Origin of the sequence: Acidithiobacillus caldus ATCC 51756 (genome assembly GCF_000175575.2) — a bacterium.
Taxonomy (GTDB): Bacteria; Pseudomonadota; Gammaproteobacteria; order Acidithiobacillales; family Acidithiobacillaceae; genus Acidithiobacillus_A; species Acidithiobacillus_A caldus.
Genome location: NZ_CP005988.1, coordinates 13,513 through 27,536 on the forward strand (window position 1 = coordinate 13,513; position 14,024 = coordinate 27,536).

Below are 14,024 nucleotides of genomic sequence, written 5' to 3' on the forward strand. Positions count from 1 at the left end.
TGATGGGATAGAGTATCCGTCTGTACAGCGTGTTTTCACAAATGGGACAGTCGAATATATGGGATATCTTATGGATGAAGGCAAGGTGGAAAACGTGGTCCGTCCGCGTCCACGTCTGTGTGTGAGGAATCCGGAACGGCGGCCGCATCCCGTCCGCCGGTTTTTTTGGGTGATCCACGGAGGGCTGAGTGTTTGTTCCGGTGAGCGGTTGAGTGCTGGGCCGCGCGGCGCGCATCTATAGACCTAAGGAAACTCTGACCTAGCCTAAAAAGGTGCGCCTTGTCCCCAGTATTGACCTAAGAGGCTGATGAAAAAGTCGGAGGCATAATGGGCAGAACGAGGCCGGAGAGATTGGAACGATGCATGGAGCCAAGGTAGAGACCCAAGGGTTGTTCAGCTACGTTTCCCCGGAACAACGGGTGCCCCAGGACCATCCGCTGAGAGCGATCCGGGCTATCGTGGATCGCTCCCTGGCGGAGATGGACAGCCACTTCAGCACGATGTACTCGAGCTACGGTCGCCCCTCCATTCCCCCGGAGTTTCTCCTGCGCGCACTGCTCCTGCAGGTCTTCTACAGCATCCGCTCGGAACGGCAGCTGATGGAGCAACTCAACTACAACCTGCTGTTCCGCTGGTTTGTCGGTTTGGGAATGGACGACGAGGTCTGGGTGCCCACGGTCTTTACTAAGAATCGCGATCGGTTGCTGGATCACGGGACGGTACGGGAATTCTTCCGATCCGTACTGGAACAGGCTCGCGGCCAGAATCTGCTCTCCGAAGAGCATTTCTCCGTCGATGGTACGCTGTTGGAGGCCTGGGCCTCGCAGAAATCCTTTCAGCCCAAGGATCCCGAAGATCGTAGCGGTGATGGCTCCGACTTCCGGGGCCAGGAGCGCAGCAATGAGACCCACGCATCGGTGACGGACCCCGATGCCCGGCTGTACAAGAAGGCTCCCGGAGAGGCGTCCCGTCTGGCCTACCTGGGTCATGTGCTAATGGATAATCGGCATGGATTGATTGCCGGGGAACAGGTGACCACCGCCGATGGCACGGCAGAAGTGGATGCCGCTACCCAATTGGTGGACGATCTGGGCGGGAACCAGCGCATCACCCTCGGCGCAGATAAGGGTTATGACCGCCACGGCTTCGTCCAGAATCTCCGGGATCGGAACGTGACCCCACATGTAGCGCGCAAGCGCAAAGGCTCGGCCATCGACGGGCGCACCACCCGCCACGCCGGTTACGCGATGAGCATCCACGTTCGGCGGCGGATCGAGTCCATCTTCGGCTGGATGAAGACGGTGGGAGGGATGCGGAAAACCCGATTCCGTGGTTTGGAACGGGTCGGTCTGCACTTTTCCTTGGTCACTGTCGCCTACAACCTGGTCCGCATGGTGCGGTTGGGGGTGGCCTGATGGGGGTACTGCGTCTGGAATCCGAAAATGGCCCAAAAAAGACTGCAACAGCGGACAAAACAGGACTGATAGGGCTGCCTATTCGGCAATTTTTGACCAAATCGGATAGCGCCACGGCGTTTCTACGGATTTTTTCCGCACCCTCCTAAGCACGTTGCTATCAGGTCACTTGTCCCGCGAGTTCCCCCATTTTCTGTAGAATTGTTGGATATTGGGCACACCACTCCCTACGCGGCCAGGAGATATCCCCTCAGCATGTACAGATTGGCCAAGGCAAAGAGCGTGGTGAGCTGAGCCCCGTTCTTGCCCAGCCCGCGATAGCGGGTTCGTCGGTAGCCGAATTGGCATTTCAGCACCCGAAAGATGTGCTCTCCCCGAGCACGGATCCGGGCAATGGCGCGGTTATAGCGCTTGAGTGCCGCCAAGCCGGTTTTCTGACCAGGGTAGCGCCGGCGCGCGACCGCGTTCTTAATGCCCCGGTCCGCCAAGACCGCATGCACTTGGGGATAGTCATAGCCCCGGTCCGCGAGGACCACCGACTCCTCTCCAGTAAGGAGCCCATCCAACATCTGATGATCCGGTACCTTGGCCGCGGTGAAGTCCACTGCCTGTACGATACCTTGGAGATCCGTTGCCACATGCGCCTTCATCCCGAAATACCACTGATTCCCTTTCTTGGTGGAGCTCATCTCTGGATCCCGCTGGCGGTCTCGGTTCTTGGTGGAGCTCGGGGCGTGAATCCAGGTGGCATCCACGGTCTTGCCCTCCTGCAGCAAGAGCCCTTTCTCCTGCAACACAGACTGCACCTCGGCAAAGATGGCCTGGGCAAGCGCATGGCGCTCCAGTAAGCGGCGGAACTTCAGGATCGTGGTCTCGTCAGGAACGAAGTCCCGGCCCAAGTCGATGCCCACGAATTGGCGCAGCAAAGGAATCTCATAGAGGGCCTCTTCCATCCCTGGATCGGAGTAGCCGAACCATTGCTGGAGAAAGTGGATACGCAGCATCCGCTCCAAGGGCATGGGCTTGCGGCCACTGCCCCCCTTGGGGTAGTGCGGCTCGATCAAGGCCACGAGCCTGGCCCAGGGAACCACGGCATCCATCTCGGCCAGAAAGCGTTCTCGCTTGGTCTGCTTGCGACGCCGCGACAGGCTGGGCTCTTCGGCAAAGGTCATCTGTCCGGACATGGATAGCATCTCCTAGCTGCTCGGTCAGCCCATTGTATCAGATGGCTAAATCAGAGACTCCCTAAGGGATCATTGGGTCTGGTGGCTCCAAGACTCCCTGCTCGTAGGGTACTGAATTCCTGAGGGGCAGGCAAAGCGGCCTGGGTGCTATCACCAGGCCTTAGGGCGATGCTATTCATCCTGGGTGGTTACTGTGAAAAACGGCAGAACGCTGGGCACACCTACCCCGCAGTCCTCACCAGAGGCTTGCAAAGAGAACAAAGAGCGATCGACCATAGACCCGCTGAAGCCAAGCACCGCCCGGTTATGGTGCCTCTAGCGACTGGCAACGCCAATGGACAGACCTGTTTTTCATCATCAGGGGTGGAGCTTCAAGTCCCATGATCGTTAAGGGCACGCGAAGAGCGAGTTTCGGATTGGCAGGTACCAGGCACAACAAAGCCGCAGCCCTCCGCTGGGGTTGCGGCGGTGCTGTTCCCGGTTCTGCAGGCTTGCAAAAGGAAACTGCAGAGCGGCCCGGGCCAGACCATACACACCGATGGCAAAAACCGGTAACAAGGGCGAGCCCCCCGTAACTGGGCACTATCCAGAGACAGTACCGACATGAGCATGAAAAGCCCGAGCATGCGCACGATATAGATGAAACTGAGCCCAGAAATGGCACGTTTCTCGCTCTTGCTCATGGGCACTGCGGCAGCTCGCGCCGCAGCCGCGCCCCCGTTCCGTGCCTCAGACGAGGCCATAACTCACCGCCGCCTTGCCCAACAGCAGAGCAGTGAAAATGAGAAACAGATAGGAGATGGAGAAAGCGAAGAGGCGTCGGGCATAGCGATCCATATCCGCGTCGATCGCCATGCGCTGCAGGCGCAGCGCCATGACCACGAACCAAGCCCCGGCGCCAAAGGCAATGGCACCGTAGATCCAGTCGCGATTCAAGAGCGCCGGGATCATGCTCACCGCCCAGGTAGCCAGCGCATAGCGGACCACCTCCCGCCGCGTCCGATCGACCCCATGGGTCACCGGCAGCATGGGAATGCACGCCTGCGCATAATCGCGTCGGCAGTAGATAGCCAGCGGCCAGAAGTGCGCGGGCGTCCAGACAAAGATCAAGGCCACCAAGACCAAAGGCAACGCCGCCAGTTGACCGGTTACCGCAGTCCAGCCAATGAGTGGCGGCAGCGCCCCGGCAAGACCTCCCCAGACGATGTTCCAGGGGGTGCTGGGTTTGAGGTAGAGCGTGTAGACGACACCGTACCCCACGGTGCCCAACAGGGTGAGCACCAGAGTCAGGGGATTGGTCCAGATGGACAGAATGGCGATGGCCAGACTCATCAGGACCAAGGCGTAGACGATGGCACCGGACCGCCCGATGCGACCATTGGCCAACGGTCGTCCGTGGGTGCGGCGCATGTGTTGGTCGAGGGCGGGCTCGACGATCTGGTTGAGCACGCCTCCGGCACCGCCGGCCAGGGCAATGCCGACCAGGCCGGCGAGGGCTGCGGGCCAGTGAGTGAAGGTCGCCGGCGCCAGCAACTCGCCGACGGCGGCGGTAAAGACCAGGAGAGACACGACCCGGGCCTTGGCCAGAACCCAGAGATCCCGCAGGAGGGGCAACGCTGCCCGGTACACCGGCAGACGGGCGACACCCTGGCCGTCGCTTTCCATTTTCAACATGATTTTGTCACCTCGTTAGTGCCATTGCAGAACGATGGCTAGGCTCATGAGCAGAACCATGGACTGGTGAAAGGCCACTATCACACCGGGGTCCTTGGGTTTGAGGTTGACCGCGTGAAAGAGCAGGAAGCCGACAGCCACTTGCCCCACGGCCAGGTAAAAGGCGATGGGGTAGGCGGGCATCAGCCAGCCCAGGGTGGCCACCAACAGCAGGGCGGCGCCGACATGGGCGGCGACGGTCCACTGGGAGGCCTTCTGCGGTTGCACGAATGGTCCGATGGTTTGGCCGAAGCCGCGTTGTCCCGTGGTCATGCCACCCAGGAAAACGGCGAGCAGCAGCGCATGCAGGGCGCCCATGGCACCGAAATAGGTCCAGAAGTCGACTCCAGGGTAGACCAGCCCCACTAGGTAGGTGAGAAAGACGCCGTAAGCCAACAGCCCGTGGGTGCCATGGACGAAGGCGGGGGCCCGTCCAGCGAGGACGTAGAGCGTCCCCATGCCGAAAAGCGCCGTGATGACGACCAACAACAGGCCCGTGATGGTGGTGATGCCAGGCGAAAGGATCGCCAGCGCCAAGGCCACCAGCCCCACCAACGTGGCCACCAGCCGGTGGGTGGCTTCGGGATCCCCGCGCAGCATCAGTACTGCGATGTTTCGGGTATAGGGCCAGCGAGTGCCCAAGGACAACCCATAGCCGAAGCCTTCGACGACACTCCCCAGCAGGATCAGGATCATGGCGAACCCGACTTCGCTGGCCTTGAGGCCATTCACCAGTCCCCCTCCCTGATGGCGGGTAGCCCCCTCCCACAGCCCCGCCAGCGTGGCCGCCAATAAAAAGGCAACGATGAGTCTACCGATAGCCCGAACCTCTCCGGTCCTCTCTCCCTCTACCGCATGGGGGAGAGGAGGGCCAGCAGACTTTCCTGTCATACTAGACATGCTGCGGCCTCCGGAACACTTCTACTGGTGGGACATGCTGGACATCGCAGGCGTCATGATCATGGTGCGTTCGTACAGGCCGTGGAACATCCAGGCGGTCAGACCAATAGTGACGACAAACAAGGGGAGGAAAAGCACCATGGCGACGGTATGCCATATCTGCGCATGCGATAGGTCCATATGCAGGATCAGATATCCTTGGGTGATCACGGCAACACCTGCGAGTAACGACGTACTGAGAACGGTGGCAAAAGGAGACATAGCGTGGCTAACAGCCAGCCAGAGCCCTACGGTCATCAAGAGTGCAGAGAATATGAAACTCAAGAGGTACGCACGGCCATTGGCCAATTGAACTTCTGGGTGCGCTAACGGGTTTTGCGTGTGTTGTGTCATGCCACCATCCCCTGTAAATAGACAAACGTGAAGACAAATACCCAAATCACCGCCTGAAAGTGCCAGAACAGACGAAGATTGATCAGACGATAAACCACGTTGGCAGTAAACCCATCTCTGGCGATCTGCGCGATCATTACCAACATCCAGACGATGCCAACCAGAATATGCAGCGCGTGATATATCAGTATGGTAAAGAATATGGACAAGAAACCGCTGGTTTCCGGGATAATTCCCCGAGAGAACAGATGACCTATATCTGTTGCGGCGATGCCCAGGAACACGACTCCCAACAGCATCGAGACAAGCATTGCTCCGATGACGCCTCCGCGGCTGCCGCTTTTGAGCGCGACCATGGAATAGCCATACGCCAGCACGCTGAGAAATAGCGTTATGGTTTCCCCATAGGCGTAGACCGGATCAATGATGGCAGCGGGGGGCGGACCACCAGCGAGATTGACCACATGACTCAGTACTCCCAGGGATGCGAACAGTGCCGCATAAACCATGGCATCCGTCAACATATACAGCCAAAACCCAAAGGTCCTGGTACTGATCAGGTCAGGACCAGGATAATGACGTTCCCACAAGGTGACACCTTTGGGATCGATTTTTTGCGTGGTTGTTGCACTCATATTGGATATTCCTCAGTTAACTGTGGCCCAGTATATGTCTGCCGGTCTTCTATGACCGGCAGATGCTGTCCTTAGCGATCCATGGGCGCCCACGCTGGCTGTGCAGCCGACGATTTGCCCCCCATACCGCCCGATTCTGAGCGAATGGATGATGTAGCCACGACAGGATCCCCCAGGAGGTCGGAAGCCGGGCCGTTTTCCGTTACTCCATCCCGGGCAGCGCGTTCAACACGATCTACCTCTTGAGCGGGGATCGTGGTATCGGTGTCGCGGTCGAAAGAGCGGATAATGATCAACGCGACTATAAGTGCCAAGCACAGCAACGCCAGCCACCAGATACGCCACACGAGCGCAAAGGCAAGACCCATGGAAAATATCCCAAGGAACAACGGGACCCCAGTATTCTTGGGCATATGGATATCTTCGTAATCTCCCGCGTGCAGTTCCGCCAATCCATGCTCTTTGCGCCATGCCCATTCGTCTCTAGCGTTGACATGGGGAATAAAGGCAAAGTTATAGGCGGGAACCGGAGAGTGGGTCATCCATTCGAGGTTCCGGGTGGTTCCCCAGGCATCCGCCCCAACCCGGTTCTTTTCCCGATCCCGAAGGCTGACATACAGGTGGGCCACAAAGAATCCCACGGCAACCACATAAAACGCCATACCAACGAGCATAACGTGGAGGTAGGGAGCCCATTGGGTGTAAGGGATGTAGTCCAGGCGACGGGTCATGCCGGCTATCCCGAGGATAAACATGGGCACGAACACCCAGCCGGTACCAAGAACCATAAACCAGAAGAACCACTTTCCCCACTTTTGTTCGAGCTTAAATCCGAATACCTTGGGGAACCAATACTCGACCGCGCCAAACACGCTAGCAGCGATCAGCAGAACCATCATGTGGAAATGGGCGACGACGAAGACTCCGTTGTGCCACATATAATCGCTGCTGGCAAAGGCGTTCATCATTCCCGTCATGCCCCCAACCAATAGCAGGAACAAGGCAAGTAGTGCCCACATCATGGGCAATTCGTAGCGGACGCGCCCTCTATACATTGTGAAAATCCAATTGAACACTTTGACGCCGGTTGGTATACCCACGAGCATAGTGCTTACACTATAGAAACTGTTGACGCTAGGAGCCGCGGCCATGGTGAAAAAGTGGTGTAGCCACACCCCCCAAGAAACCCCGCCGATGGCAAACGAGGCGATGACCATGGTGGCGTAACCAAAGAGCGTTTTTTCCGAAAAGGTTGGAATAATCTCCGACATCATGCCAAAGGCGGGGAGAATCAGAAAATAGACTTCAGGGTGCCCCCAAACCCAGAATAGGTCGTTATAGAGCATTAGGTTACCGCCCATCCCGGCCGTGTAAAAGTGCGTGCCGAGATAGCGGTCCATGCCAAGCAACGCCAACGCTACCATAAGCACTGGGAATGAGGTTAATGCGATGAGATTGGCGCTCAGAGAGGCCCAGGTGAAGATAGGCATGCGCATCCAGGTCATACCCGGAGCGCGCATTTTCACGATGGTCGCAATCAGATTGATACTGCCCAGGGTGGTTCCCAGAACGCTCAGCTGAAAGGCCCACAGCCAATAATCGACGCCGACACCGGGACTGTAGGGCAGTTCAAAATAAGGAACGAATCCGTACCAACCGCCGTGTGCGAAGTTCCCAATAAAGAGCGATAGCATGACTAGCGCCGCTCCAGCGGTGGTGAGCCACAATCCCAAAGCGTTGAGATAGGGGTACGCCATATCCCGAGCCCCTATCTGTAGAGGCACGATAATATTCATGATGCCTACCAACAAGGGTGTGGCAGCGAATACTATCATGATCAAGCCATGGGCGGTAAATATTTGCCCAACATGAAAAGGGGTCAGGTAACCATGTACCGCGCCAAGGAATCCAGGTGATTTTGGACCAACCGCAATGGCCTGCTGAGTACGTATCATCAAGGCATCGATGAATCCGCGAAACAGCATCACGAGACCAACTAGGCAGTACATAATTCCAATCTTCTTGTGGTCAACAGTTGTTAACCACTCCCGCCAGACATATCCCCATTTGCCATAGCGAGTGGTCGCCACCAAGATGATGACACCCAGAATGGCGACAAAGATAAATGTCCCAAGAAGAATTGGGTTCTGGTAAGGTATTTGCTGGAGTGTCAGTCGACCTAGAAGCGGTGTCCACGGTCCCTGCAAATGTACTAGCATATCAATAATCCCCCGCTTTNTGCTCTGCGCGCTGTTTTTTCATGTAGTTAACCATGTTTTCGGTCATGGCCATCGGTGTTGGCCACACTTTCCCCCGCATGACTTCCATCACAACGTGGTCAAACAAGCCCGGCTGTACGTGGCCAAAAATCTGTTGGTCTCCACCAACGGCGATATATGGCCTTGCAAAGCGATTAAATCCAGCGTACGTGAGACGTTGCGGAGAGCTCTTCGCATGTGCCACCCACTGCGTGAACTGGGTCGGGCTTACTGCTTTCGTCTGAAAATGCATCCACGAGAGCCCGGCGCCGCTATAATCCGCAGAATATCCCACGTAGGTACCTGCCTTGTCGGCCACCATCGCCTGTTTCGTGCGCATGCCGGGCATGACATCGATCATGCCAACCAGTTGTGGAATGATGAAGTCGTTAACCACAGACGTAGACGTCAGACGAAACCGCACGGGAGTCCCTACGGGAACTACTAGTTCATCGACCGATGCGATGTGTTGTTGCGGATATATGAATAGCCAGCGCCAGTCCGTGGCGATGACATCCACCTCGACCGGGTCTCCACCAGCCGCCCGCTGCGCCTTGGTGATGACCTCTGGGTTGTATGGATTGACGTCATAGATGGCCTTGACGGACAGATAGGACAAGACGCCGACTGTTACGAGCGGAATACCCCACACCACGGCCTCTATGGCGTAGGAGTGGCTCCAGCGCGGATGGTAACTGCCATTGCCGCCTTTTCGGTAGCGCCACATGGCCCATAGGGCCAACAGCGTGGTGGGGATGATGATCAACAACATGATCCCCACATCCAACAAGAAGTAGTGGTAAAAGGTATGCGATATCAATCCTTCCGGCTTCAGCAGGAAGAGGCCGCTGCGCGAGCATCCCCCCAGCATGAGTAGGATTGGCGGCAATACCAGCCGTGGCCATGTTTTGCTGCGTTTCATGTTAATAAACACCTGAACCTCCATTCGCGGTGTGTAAAGTTCTTGGGATCACTGTTACTGCCCTCCTCACGCTCCGACCAAGCTGCAGCTCGTTGTGTGTGTTGGATTTCCGTCGGATCCTGCTGGATCAGGAGGATCCTGCAGTTTGGCTTTTTGGAACGGAGTCCCGGATCGGATAGATTTCCTTTGTAAGGTCGAGCGGAACTCCGCGATACAAGCCACGCGCCGTTTGCGTGACTCGCGGCCGGGGAAAACGAGATACTCATCGGGGAAGGTGAGCAGTTTATCGTTAATGCTGCGCCATTGTTGCGCAATGTTACCGCCCTGCTGGCAGACACCCGGTCCGGTGGCGAGCAGCGTCTCTCCCGTAAACAGGCGATCGCCCCACCAATAAGTAACAGCGCAGGGCATCTGCCCTGGGGTATGAAGAACCCGGACCGTCTCTTCCCCGAAATAGACGACGTCATTATCTCGAAGGCGCAGGTCTACACCTTGGTATTCCGTCGATTCGTGAGCGACGATTCGTGGCCCCGTGGCCCGGAGCTTTTGTAGGATCGTTTCCAGTTCGTGCTCTGGAAGGTGCGTGAGGAGCACATAGCGCAAGGACATTCCGCGATCTGCCAAAAATGACATGGCGGATGCTAATACACCGACGGATGGGTCGATAATCACTGCCTCCCGTGTAACGGGATCCCCTAAAACGTAGGACAGGTACCTTCTCTTCCCTGCGCATTGTCTGAATATCATAGGATAAACGCCTGCCATTATTCCGACCAAATATCACATACAATATTTATTCCATTATATAATTATTAAGATCGAATATACTAATTATCAGATATTTTGGTCATAATGAATTGATTGTAATGCGAGATTATATTAATTTATCGTTAGATAATATATGCTAGTTTATAGGTATTATGTCGTTTATGGCAGATATAATGGCGACTAACTGTCAGAAATGACATATAAAGAATGTTTTAAATGGATAGCCGAGTGGCCACGGAGTTTTTCGAGCCGTCCTGTAGACGGCGCCGCGCGCGATCACGAACTGGGTGGTGGAGGAAATTGGGAGACCGGACCGCTTTTTGACGTAACGAGCAGTGGGCGAGCACGTGCAGTCGTCTTTCGGTCAGCACCTGCGGGCAGTCGCCCTTGATCGGGCAGATCCAGCAGTGGAAGGAGTCTGTTGGCCCGAGCTCCCGCCCTGGCAATGCATCGAGGGGCGGGTGGAAGCTCGGTTCAGGGCGTCAGGGTTTGGGCAACTTGCAGGTGCGTATGCCAAAAAGGGCATAGGCTGGACAAAACCCCGCCAAGCCGGTGACCAGGGGCACGATACCCACCCAGCCCCATGGGGTCTTCGGCCCAACAAATACCAGGGCGATGAGCACTATTCCTATCACTACCCGCAGAAAACGATCGATGCTGCCTTCATTGACGCGCATTGGACATCCTCCCAATGTCGAAAATAACCAGCTCGGAATATCGTTGATATATGTGCCAAAGTCTAGAATCCATCGTTCTCTCGAAAACGGCAGGTTCCCCCGAGGCGGATGAAAGCAGTCGATCGCGCATTGCTGTCAGTCATTGGTCTAATTCGGTTGATCCAGCGCTGTCCTTCAAATGGTCGTTTGTCGGTCAACCCGGACAACTGTCCGAAAATATGTTGTAACTTGAGTTCCCGGAAGATAAGATAGTCGGACGATATGACGGACAACCGGAGTTGCCGTGGCGCTGATCGGCTACGCGCGGGTATCGACCGCGGACCAGGATACCGCCTTGCAGGCCGACGCCCTGAAGAAAGCAGGCTGCACGCGGATTTTCGAGGATACGGCCTCTGGCGCCAAATCGGACCGCCCGGGTCTCGCTGCGGCACTGGCCTATCTGCGCGATGGCGACGTGCTGGTCGTCTGGCGACTGGATCGGCTTGGACGTTCGTTACCGCATCTGATCGAGACCATTGCCACACTGGAAGCCCAGGGTGTTGGTTTCCGGTCCCTCACCGAACACATCGATACCACCACCCCTGGGGGTCGACTCATCTTCCACGTCTTTGGGGCACTGGGTCAGTTTGAGCGGGATCTGATCCGGGAGCGTACCAGGGCTGGCCTGACGGCGGCGGCCGCGCGGGGGCGGAAAGGGGGACGCAAGCCCGTGATGACGCCCGAGAAGCTGCAAAGGGCGCGGGAGTACCTCGCCACCGGACTGAACGTGCGGGAAGCCGCGGCCAGGATCAAGGTGAGCAAGACCTCCCTCTATGCGGCCTTGCAGGCCGCAAGGGCAGTGGACTCCTGATGGTTGCCTTGTCCCGGACTCCTGGGGAGTGAATCCCGTGGCGTCCCCACCCCGTTACGAGCTGGAGCGCTGGTGGGTACGGGAGTGGGAGAAGGTACTGCCGGAGGAGGGGATATTCCGCTTCTACCGCCTGGCTCTGGAGCAGAACCTCTGGGGAGAGTGGGAGCTCACGACCAGCTGGGGGCGCATCGGTCGTCGTCCCAGCCGAGTGCTGGTCCGTGTCCTCGAGGATCCCGCTGCAGCTGCACCCATCCTGGAGAACGTGGAGCGGGTGCGGCGGAAAAGGGAGTATGTGCCGGTGCAGGCTACCGGATAAGTTTTATTTCCATCCCTGGTACGGCGCTCCAAACCCGATCTGCCGTCATTACGGGAAGTTTTAAACGTTTGCCGAGGGCTAAACAGGCCCGATCGCCCAAGGACAGTCCTAGGTTCTGGGTCAAGGGGCGAAGCCGTGCTATCTCCAGACCGTCCTCGGCAATCAGTGGGAAAATCTTGAGTGCGTTGTTGAGTACTCCGCGCTCCCGAAGTTCCGAAACAAGACGTTCTGGGGCAATGCCGATATCAGCAGCCTTTGACAGCACCTCTGCCCAGTTCACCGCACTGATACTGCTGCCAAAGCTAAGAGCGTGTTCGACAGCGTCCGCGCCTGGCTCTTCGTACAGGTAAGCCAAAAGAGCCGAGGCATCAAGAACCATGTTACTCACGTGCTGCCGCACTACGTCGCTCGGCGATCAGCTCCTCCGAGAGAGCGCGGTCCTTTTCTGTCGTTGGGGCCATGGCGCGCAACAGGCCACGCCCTCCTTGGGCCAACTGTTTTTGGCTTAATAGGCGGATGCCCCCCTCCTCCTGCAGTTCGAGGATGAGGATCTGGTCTTGCTCGATGCCCAGCTGCCGCCTGAGCCTGGAAGGTAGGACCATGCGACCGCGCCGATCAATGTGTACGGTATAGCTGTGGTTCATTTCACGATAACCTACCTTCGGGAAAATCCCATTATACCAGAATGCCCACAAATGATCATCCGTGGGCACCATCTGTCTCTGTGAACCGATCTAGAATCCCGTATCGCGACCGCTTGACTGTCCACCAGCCTCCGTATGATGACCACACATGTGCCGTGTCTAGCTATCTATAATGCCGCAGCGTTGTCGTATCAATTCTTCCACGATTTCAGTCTCCGTAACTCGCCGACCTAGTTCCACGCTGGACCGCGCTGCTTCCATCTTAAGTGCATTCGCTACATCCCAGCGCAGTCGGAACAGCTTTTGCACTGTGGGCTCTGGTTTTCTAGGTACTAGCCCGTCTAGGGTATGCTTAGCAGGCTTTTCCTGCTCAGAATCTGCGCCATCAAGGAAATCGTTTGGGTCTCGGTGCAGGGATTGTTTGATCCCGCTCAAGTCAGGTTTGCGCTTCATGACGTGGCCTCCTTCAAGAACGCGTCCATCTCCGCTATTGCTGCGCGATCTTTGCCGATCTCATGCACCGTTGCTCCATCGCCAACGGCTCGTCGGTATACCACCCGCTCACATACAGTTGTGTTGAAAACTTCAAGCTCTTGTTCTTTCAAGAAACTGAGCATGTCGATCACGTCTTTAGTGCGTGGATCAAGGCGGGTCAGTAATATGCGTACTCGGAGATCTGGGTTGTAGTCTTTAGCCATATCCACCACCGTCAATAGGTCAGTCATGGCTGCGGCATCTAGGTTACTCGCGCCAACCGGAACGATAGCCTCCTGAGCAAGTAGCAACGCTGACCGAAGACCAACGGAGTCTCTGCCCCCAGCGTCGACAACGGTATGCGCGAACCCCTGGCTCAGTTGCCGCCCTTCACTGACGATTGCCTTACCTACTAGGCATGTTGTGGTAGGGCTCGATTTGAAGTCGGTGTTATCTCGCCGCCAAGCGGCCCAACTGGCGGCGCTGGCTTGTGGATCCCCGTCGATGAGCAAAGTGGGATTATGTATTGCCAACATAGCTGCCAAGTGCACCGCTGTGGTGGTCTTGCCCACCCCGCCTTTTGTATTTACACAAGCAAAGATAGCCACCGTGGAACCTCCGTATGACAACATCCTAAGGATTCATGGTTCAATTATAGCAATATATCAAGCTATCCAACTATATATTAATAATAATAGCTAGATAGATAGCTATAATAATAGGAGACGCCAAATCGTGGCCGCCCAAGCTAGCCTTGGGCGATGTTTTCCCGGGCGAGGATACCATTGATGCTCTGGGGTCAGGTCGGTGTTCAGCGTACACCAGTTTAGAGGGTTCCAGATGCACGAAGGCCTCCAGGGTTTCCCCTGGAGGCC

At 56.6% G+C, this 14,024-nt stretch carries 16 protein-coding genes; 3 read left to right on the forward strand and 13 right to left on the reverse strand.

Annotation, left to right across the window (positions count from 1 at the left end; genetic code table 11):
• Positions 1 to 359 precede the first annotated feature (359 nt).
• The gene (locus ACAty_RS14625) at positions 360 to 1,415 is read left to right on the forward strand and encodes an IS5-like element ISAtc5 family transposase (protein ID WP_040131500.1); all 1,056 of its coding nucleotides are present in this window, start codon (positions 360 to 362) and stop codon (positions 1,413 to 1,415) included.
• Positions 1,416 to 1,642: 227 nt separating this feature from the next.
• Here the strand turns inward: ACAty_RS14625 and ACAty_RS14630 are convergent, their stop codons facing one another.
• The 9 genes from ACAty_RS14630 to ACAty_RS14670 all read right to left on the reverse strand — a co-directional run bounded on the left by ACAty_RS14630 (position 1,643) and on the right by ACAty_RS14670 (position 10,865).
• Positions 1,643 to 2,587, reverse strand: coding sequence for an IS5 family transposase (locus ACAty_RS14630; RefSeq protein ID WP_169737336.1), 945 nt, complete (start codon positions 2,585 to 2,587; stop codon positions 1,643 to 1,645).
• Between the two features lie 741 nt (positions 2,588 to 3,328).
• Entirely contained in the window at positions 3,329 to 4,273 is a 945-nt protein-coding gene (locus ACAty_RS14635) for a heme o synthase (protein ID WP_014002151.1), read from the reverse strand.
• 15 nt (positions 4,274 to 4,288) lie between these two features.
• Complete coding sequence (locus ACAty_RS14640) at positions 4,289 to 5,212, reverse strand: cytochrome C oxidase assembly protein (protein ID WP_193787426.1); 924 nt, start codon at positions 5,210 to 5,212, stop codon at positions 4,289 to 4,291.
• Between the two features lie 21 nt (positions 5,213 to 5,233).
• Positions 5,234 to 5,605 (reverse strand): cytochrome o ubiquinol oxidase, encoded by a 372-nt coding sequence (locus ACAty_RS16175; protein ID WP_040131502.1) that lies wholly within the window; start codon positions 5,603 to 5,605, stop codon positions 5,234 to 5,236.
• Positions 5,602 to 6,240, reverse strand: coding sequence for a cytochrome c oxidase subunit 3 (locus tag ACAty_RS14650; protein ID WP_004872548.1), 639 nt, complete (start codon positions 6,238 to 6,240; stop codon positions 5,602 to 5,604). The genes ACAty_RS16175 and ACAty_RS14650 overlap by 4 nt, the downstream gene beginning before the upstream one ends.
• 71 nt (positions 6,241 to 6,311) lie before the next feature.
• Complete coding sequence (locus ACAty_RS14655; RefSeq protein WP_004872547.1) at positions 6,312 to 8,459, reverse strand: cbb3-type cytochrome c oxidase subunit I; 2,148 nt, start codon at positions 8,457 to 8,459, stop codon at positions 6,312 to 6,314.
• A 1-nt stretch (position 8,460) separates the two neighbouring features.
• Positions 8,461 to 9,432, reverse strand: a complete 972-nt coding sequence (locus tag ACAty_RS14660) for a ubiquinol oxidase subunit II (protein WP_004872546.1) — start codon at positions 9,430 to 9,432, stop codon at positions 8,461 to 8,463.
• Positions 9,433 to 9,486: 54 nt separating this feature from the next.
• Entirely contained in the window at positions 9,487 to 10,092 is a 606-nt protein-coding gene (locus tag ACAty_RS16180) for an MBL fold metallo-hydrolase (protein WP_169737334.1), read from the reverse strand.
• 578 nt (positions 10,093 to 10,670) lie between these two features.
• A complete protein-coding gene (locus tag ACAty_RS14670) occupies positions 10,671 to 10,865 on the reverse strand; it encodes a YgaP family membrane protein (RefSeq protein ID WP_004872544.1) in 195 nt (64 codons plus the stop codon).
• 283 nt (positions 10,866 to 11,148) lie between these two features.
• On the opposite strand from ACAty_RS14670, the gene ACAty_RS14675 reads away from it, so the two are divergent.
• Together ACAty_RS14675 and ACAty_RS14680 are read left to right on the forward strand one after the other, a co-directional pair.
• A complete protein-coding gene (locus tag ACAty_RS14675) occupies positions 11,149 to 11,715 on the forward strand; it encodes a recombinase family protein (RefSeq protein WP_004872543.1) in 567 nt (188 codons plus the stop codon).
• Positions 11,716 to 11,752: 37 nt separating this feature from the next.
• Entirely contained in the window at positions 11,753 to 12,031 is a 279-nt protein-coding gene (locus ACAty_RS14680; RefSeq protein WP_004872542.1) for a WGR domain-containing protein, read from the forward strand.
• Here the strand turns inward: ACAty_RS14680 and ACAty_RS14685 are convergent.
• From ACAty_RS14685 to ACAty_RS14700, 4 genes are all read right to left on the reverse strand, one after another.
• Complete coding sequence (locus ACAty_RS14685; RefSeq protein ID WP_014003892.1) at positions 12,021 to 12,410, reverse strand: type II toxin-antitoxin system VapC family toxin; 390 nt, start codon at positions 12,408 to 12,410, stop codon at positions 12,021 to 12,023. The genes ACAty_RS14680 and ACAty_RS14685 overlap by 11 nt on opposite strands.
• 1 nt (position 12,411) lies before the next feature.
• Positions 12,412 to 12,675, reverse strand: coding sequence for an AbrB/MazE/SpoVT family DNA-binding domain-containing protein (locus tag ACAty_RS14690; RefSeq protein ID WP_004872541.1), 264 nt, complete (start codon positions 12,673 to 12,675; stop codon positions 12,412 to 12,414).
• A 159-nt stretch (positions 12,676 to 12,834) separates the two neighbouring features.
• Positions 12,835 to 13,128, reverse strand: coding sequence for a hypothetical protein (locus ACAty_RS14695; RefSeq protein WP_012387007.1), 294 nt, complete (start codon positions 13,126 to 13,128; stop codon positions 12,835 to 12,837).
• A complete protein-coding gene (locus tag ACAty_RS14700; protein ID WP_012387006.1) occupies positions 13,125 to 13,757 on the reverse strand; it encodes a ParA family protein in 633 nt (210 codons plus the stop codon). The genes ACAty_RS14695 and ACAty_RS14700 overlap by 4 nt, the downstream gene beginning before the upstream one ends.
• Positions 13,758 to 14,024: the final 267 nt, after the last annotated feature.

What these genes read in the sequence shown, in the direction of transcription:
- ACAty_RS14625 (WP_040131500.1), top strand. Translation starts at nt 360, where the DNA reads ATGCATGGAGCCAAGGTAGAGACCCAAGGGTTGTTCAGCTACGTTTCC.
- ACAty_RS14630 (WP_169737336.1), bottom strand. Translation starts at nt 2,587, where the DNA reads ATGACCTTTGCCGAAGAGCCCAGCCTGTCGCGGCGTCGCAAGCAGACC.
- ACAty_RS14635 (WP_014002151.1), bottom strand. Translation starts at nt 4,273, where the DNA reads ATGTTGAAAATGGAAAGCGACGGCCAGGGTGTCGCCCGTCTGCCGGTG.
- ACAty_RS14640 (WP_193787426.1), bottom strand. Translation starts at nt 5,212, where the DNA reads ATGTCTAGTATGACAGGAAAGTCTGCTGGCCCTCCTCTCCCCCATGCG.
- ACAty_RS16175 (WP_040131502.1), bottom strand. Translation starts at nt 5,605, where the DNA reads ATGACACAACACACGCAAAACCCGTTAGCGCACCCAGAAGTTCAATTG.
- ACAty_RS14650 (WP_004872548.1), bottom strand. Translation starts at nt 6,240, where the DNA reads ATGAGTGCAACAACCACGCAAAAAATCGATCCCAAAGGTGTCACCTTG.
- ACAty_RS14655 (WP_004872547.1), bottom strand. Translation starts at nt 8,459, where the DNA reads ATGCTAGTACATTTGCAGGGACCGTGGACACCGCTTCTAGGTCGACTG.
- ACAty_RS14670 (WP_004872544.1), bottom strand. Translation starts at nt 10,865, where the DNA reads ATGCGCGTCAATGAAGGCAGCATCGATCGTTTTCTGCGGGTAGTGATA.
- ACAty_RS14685 (WP_014003892.1), bottom strand. Translation starts at nt 12,410, where the DNA reads ATGGTTCTTGATGCCTCGGCTCTTTTGGCTTACCTGTACGAAGAGCCA.
- ACAty_RS14690 (WP_004872541.1), bottom strand. Translation starts at nt 12,675, where the DNA reads ATGAACCACAGCTATACCGTACACATTGATCGGCGCGGTCGCATGGTC.
- ACAty_RS14695 (WP_012387007.1), bottom strand. Translation starts at nt 13,128, where the DNA reads ATGAAGCGCAAACCTGACTTGAGCGGGATCAAACAATCCCTGCACCGA.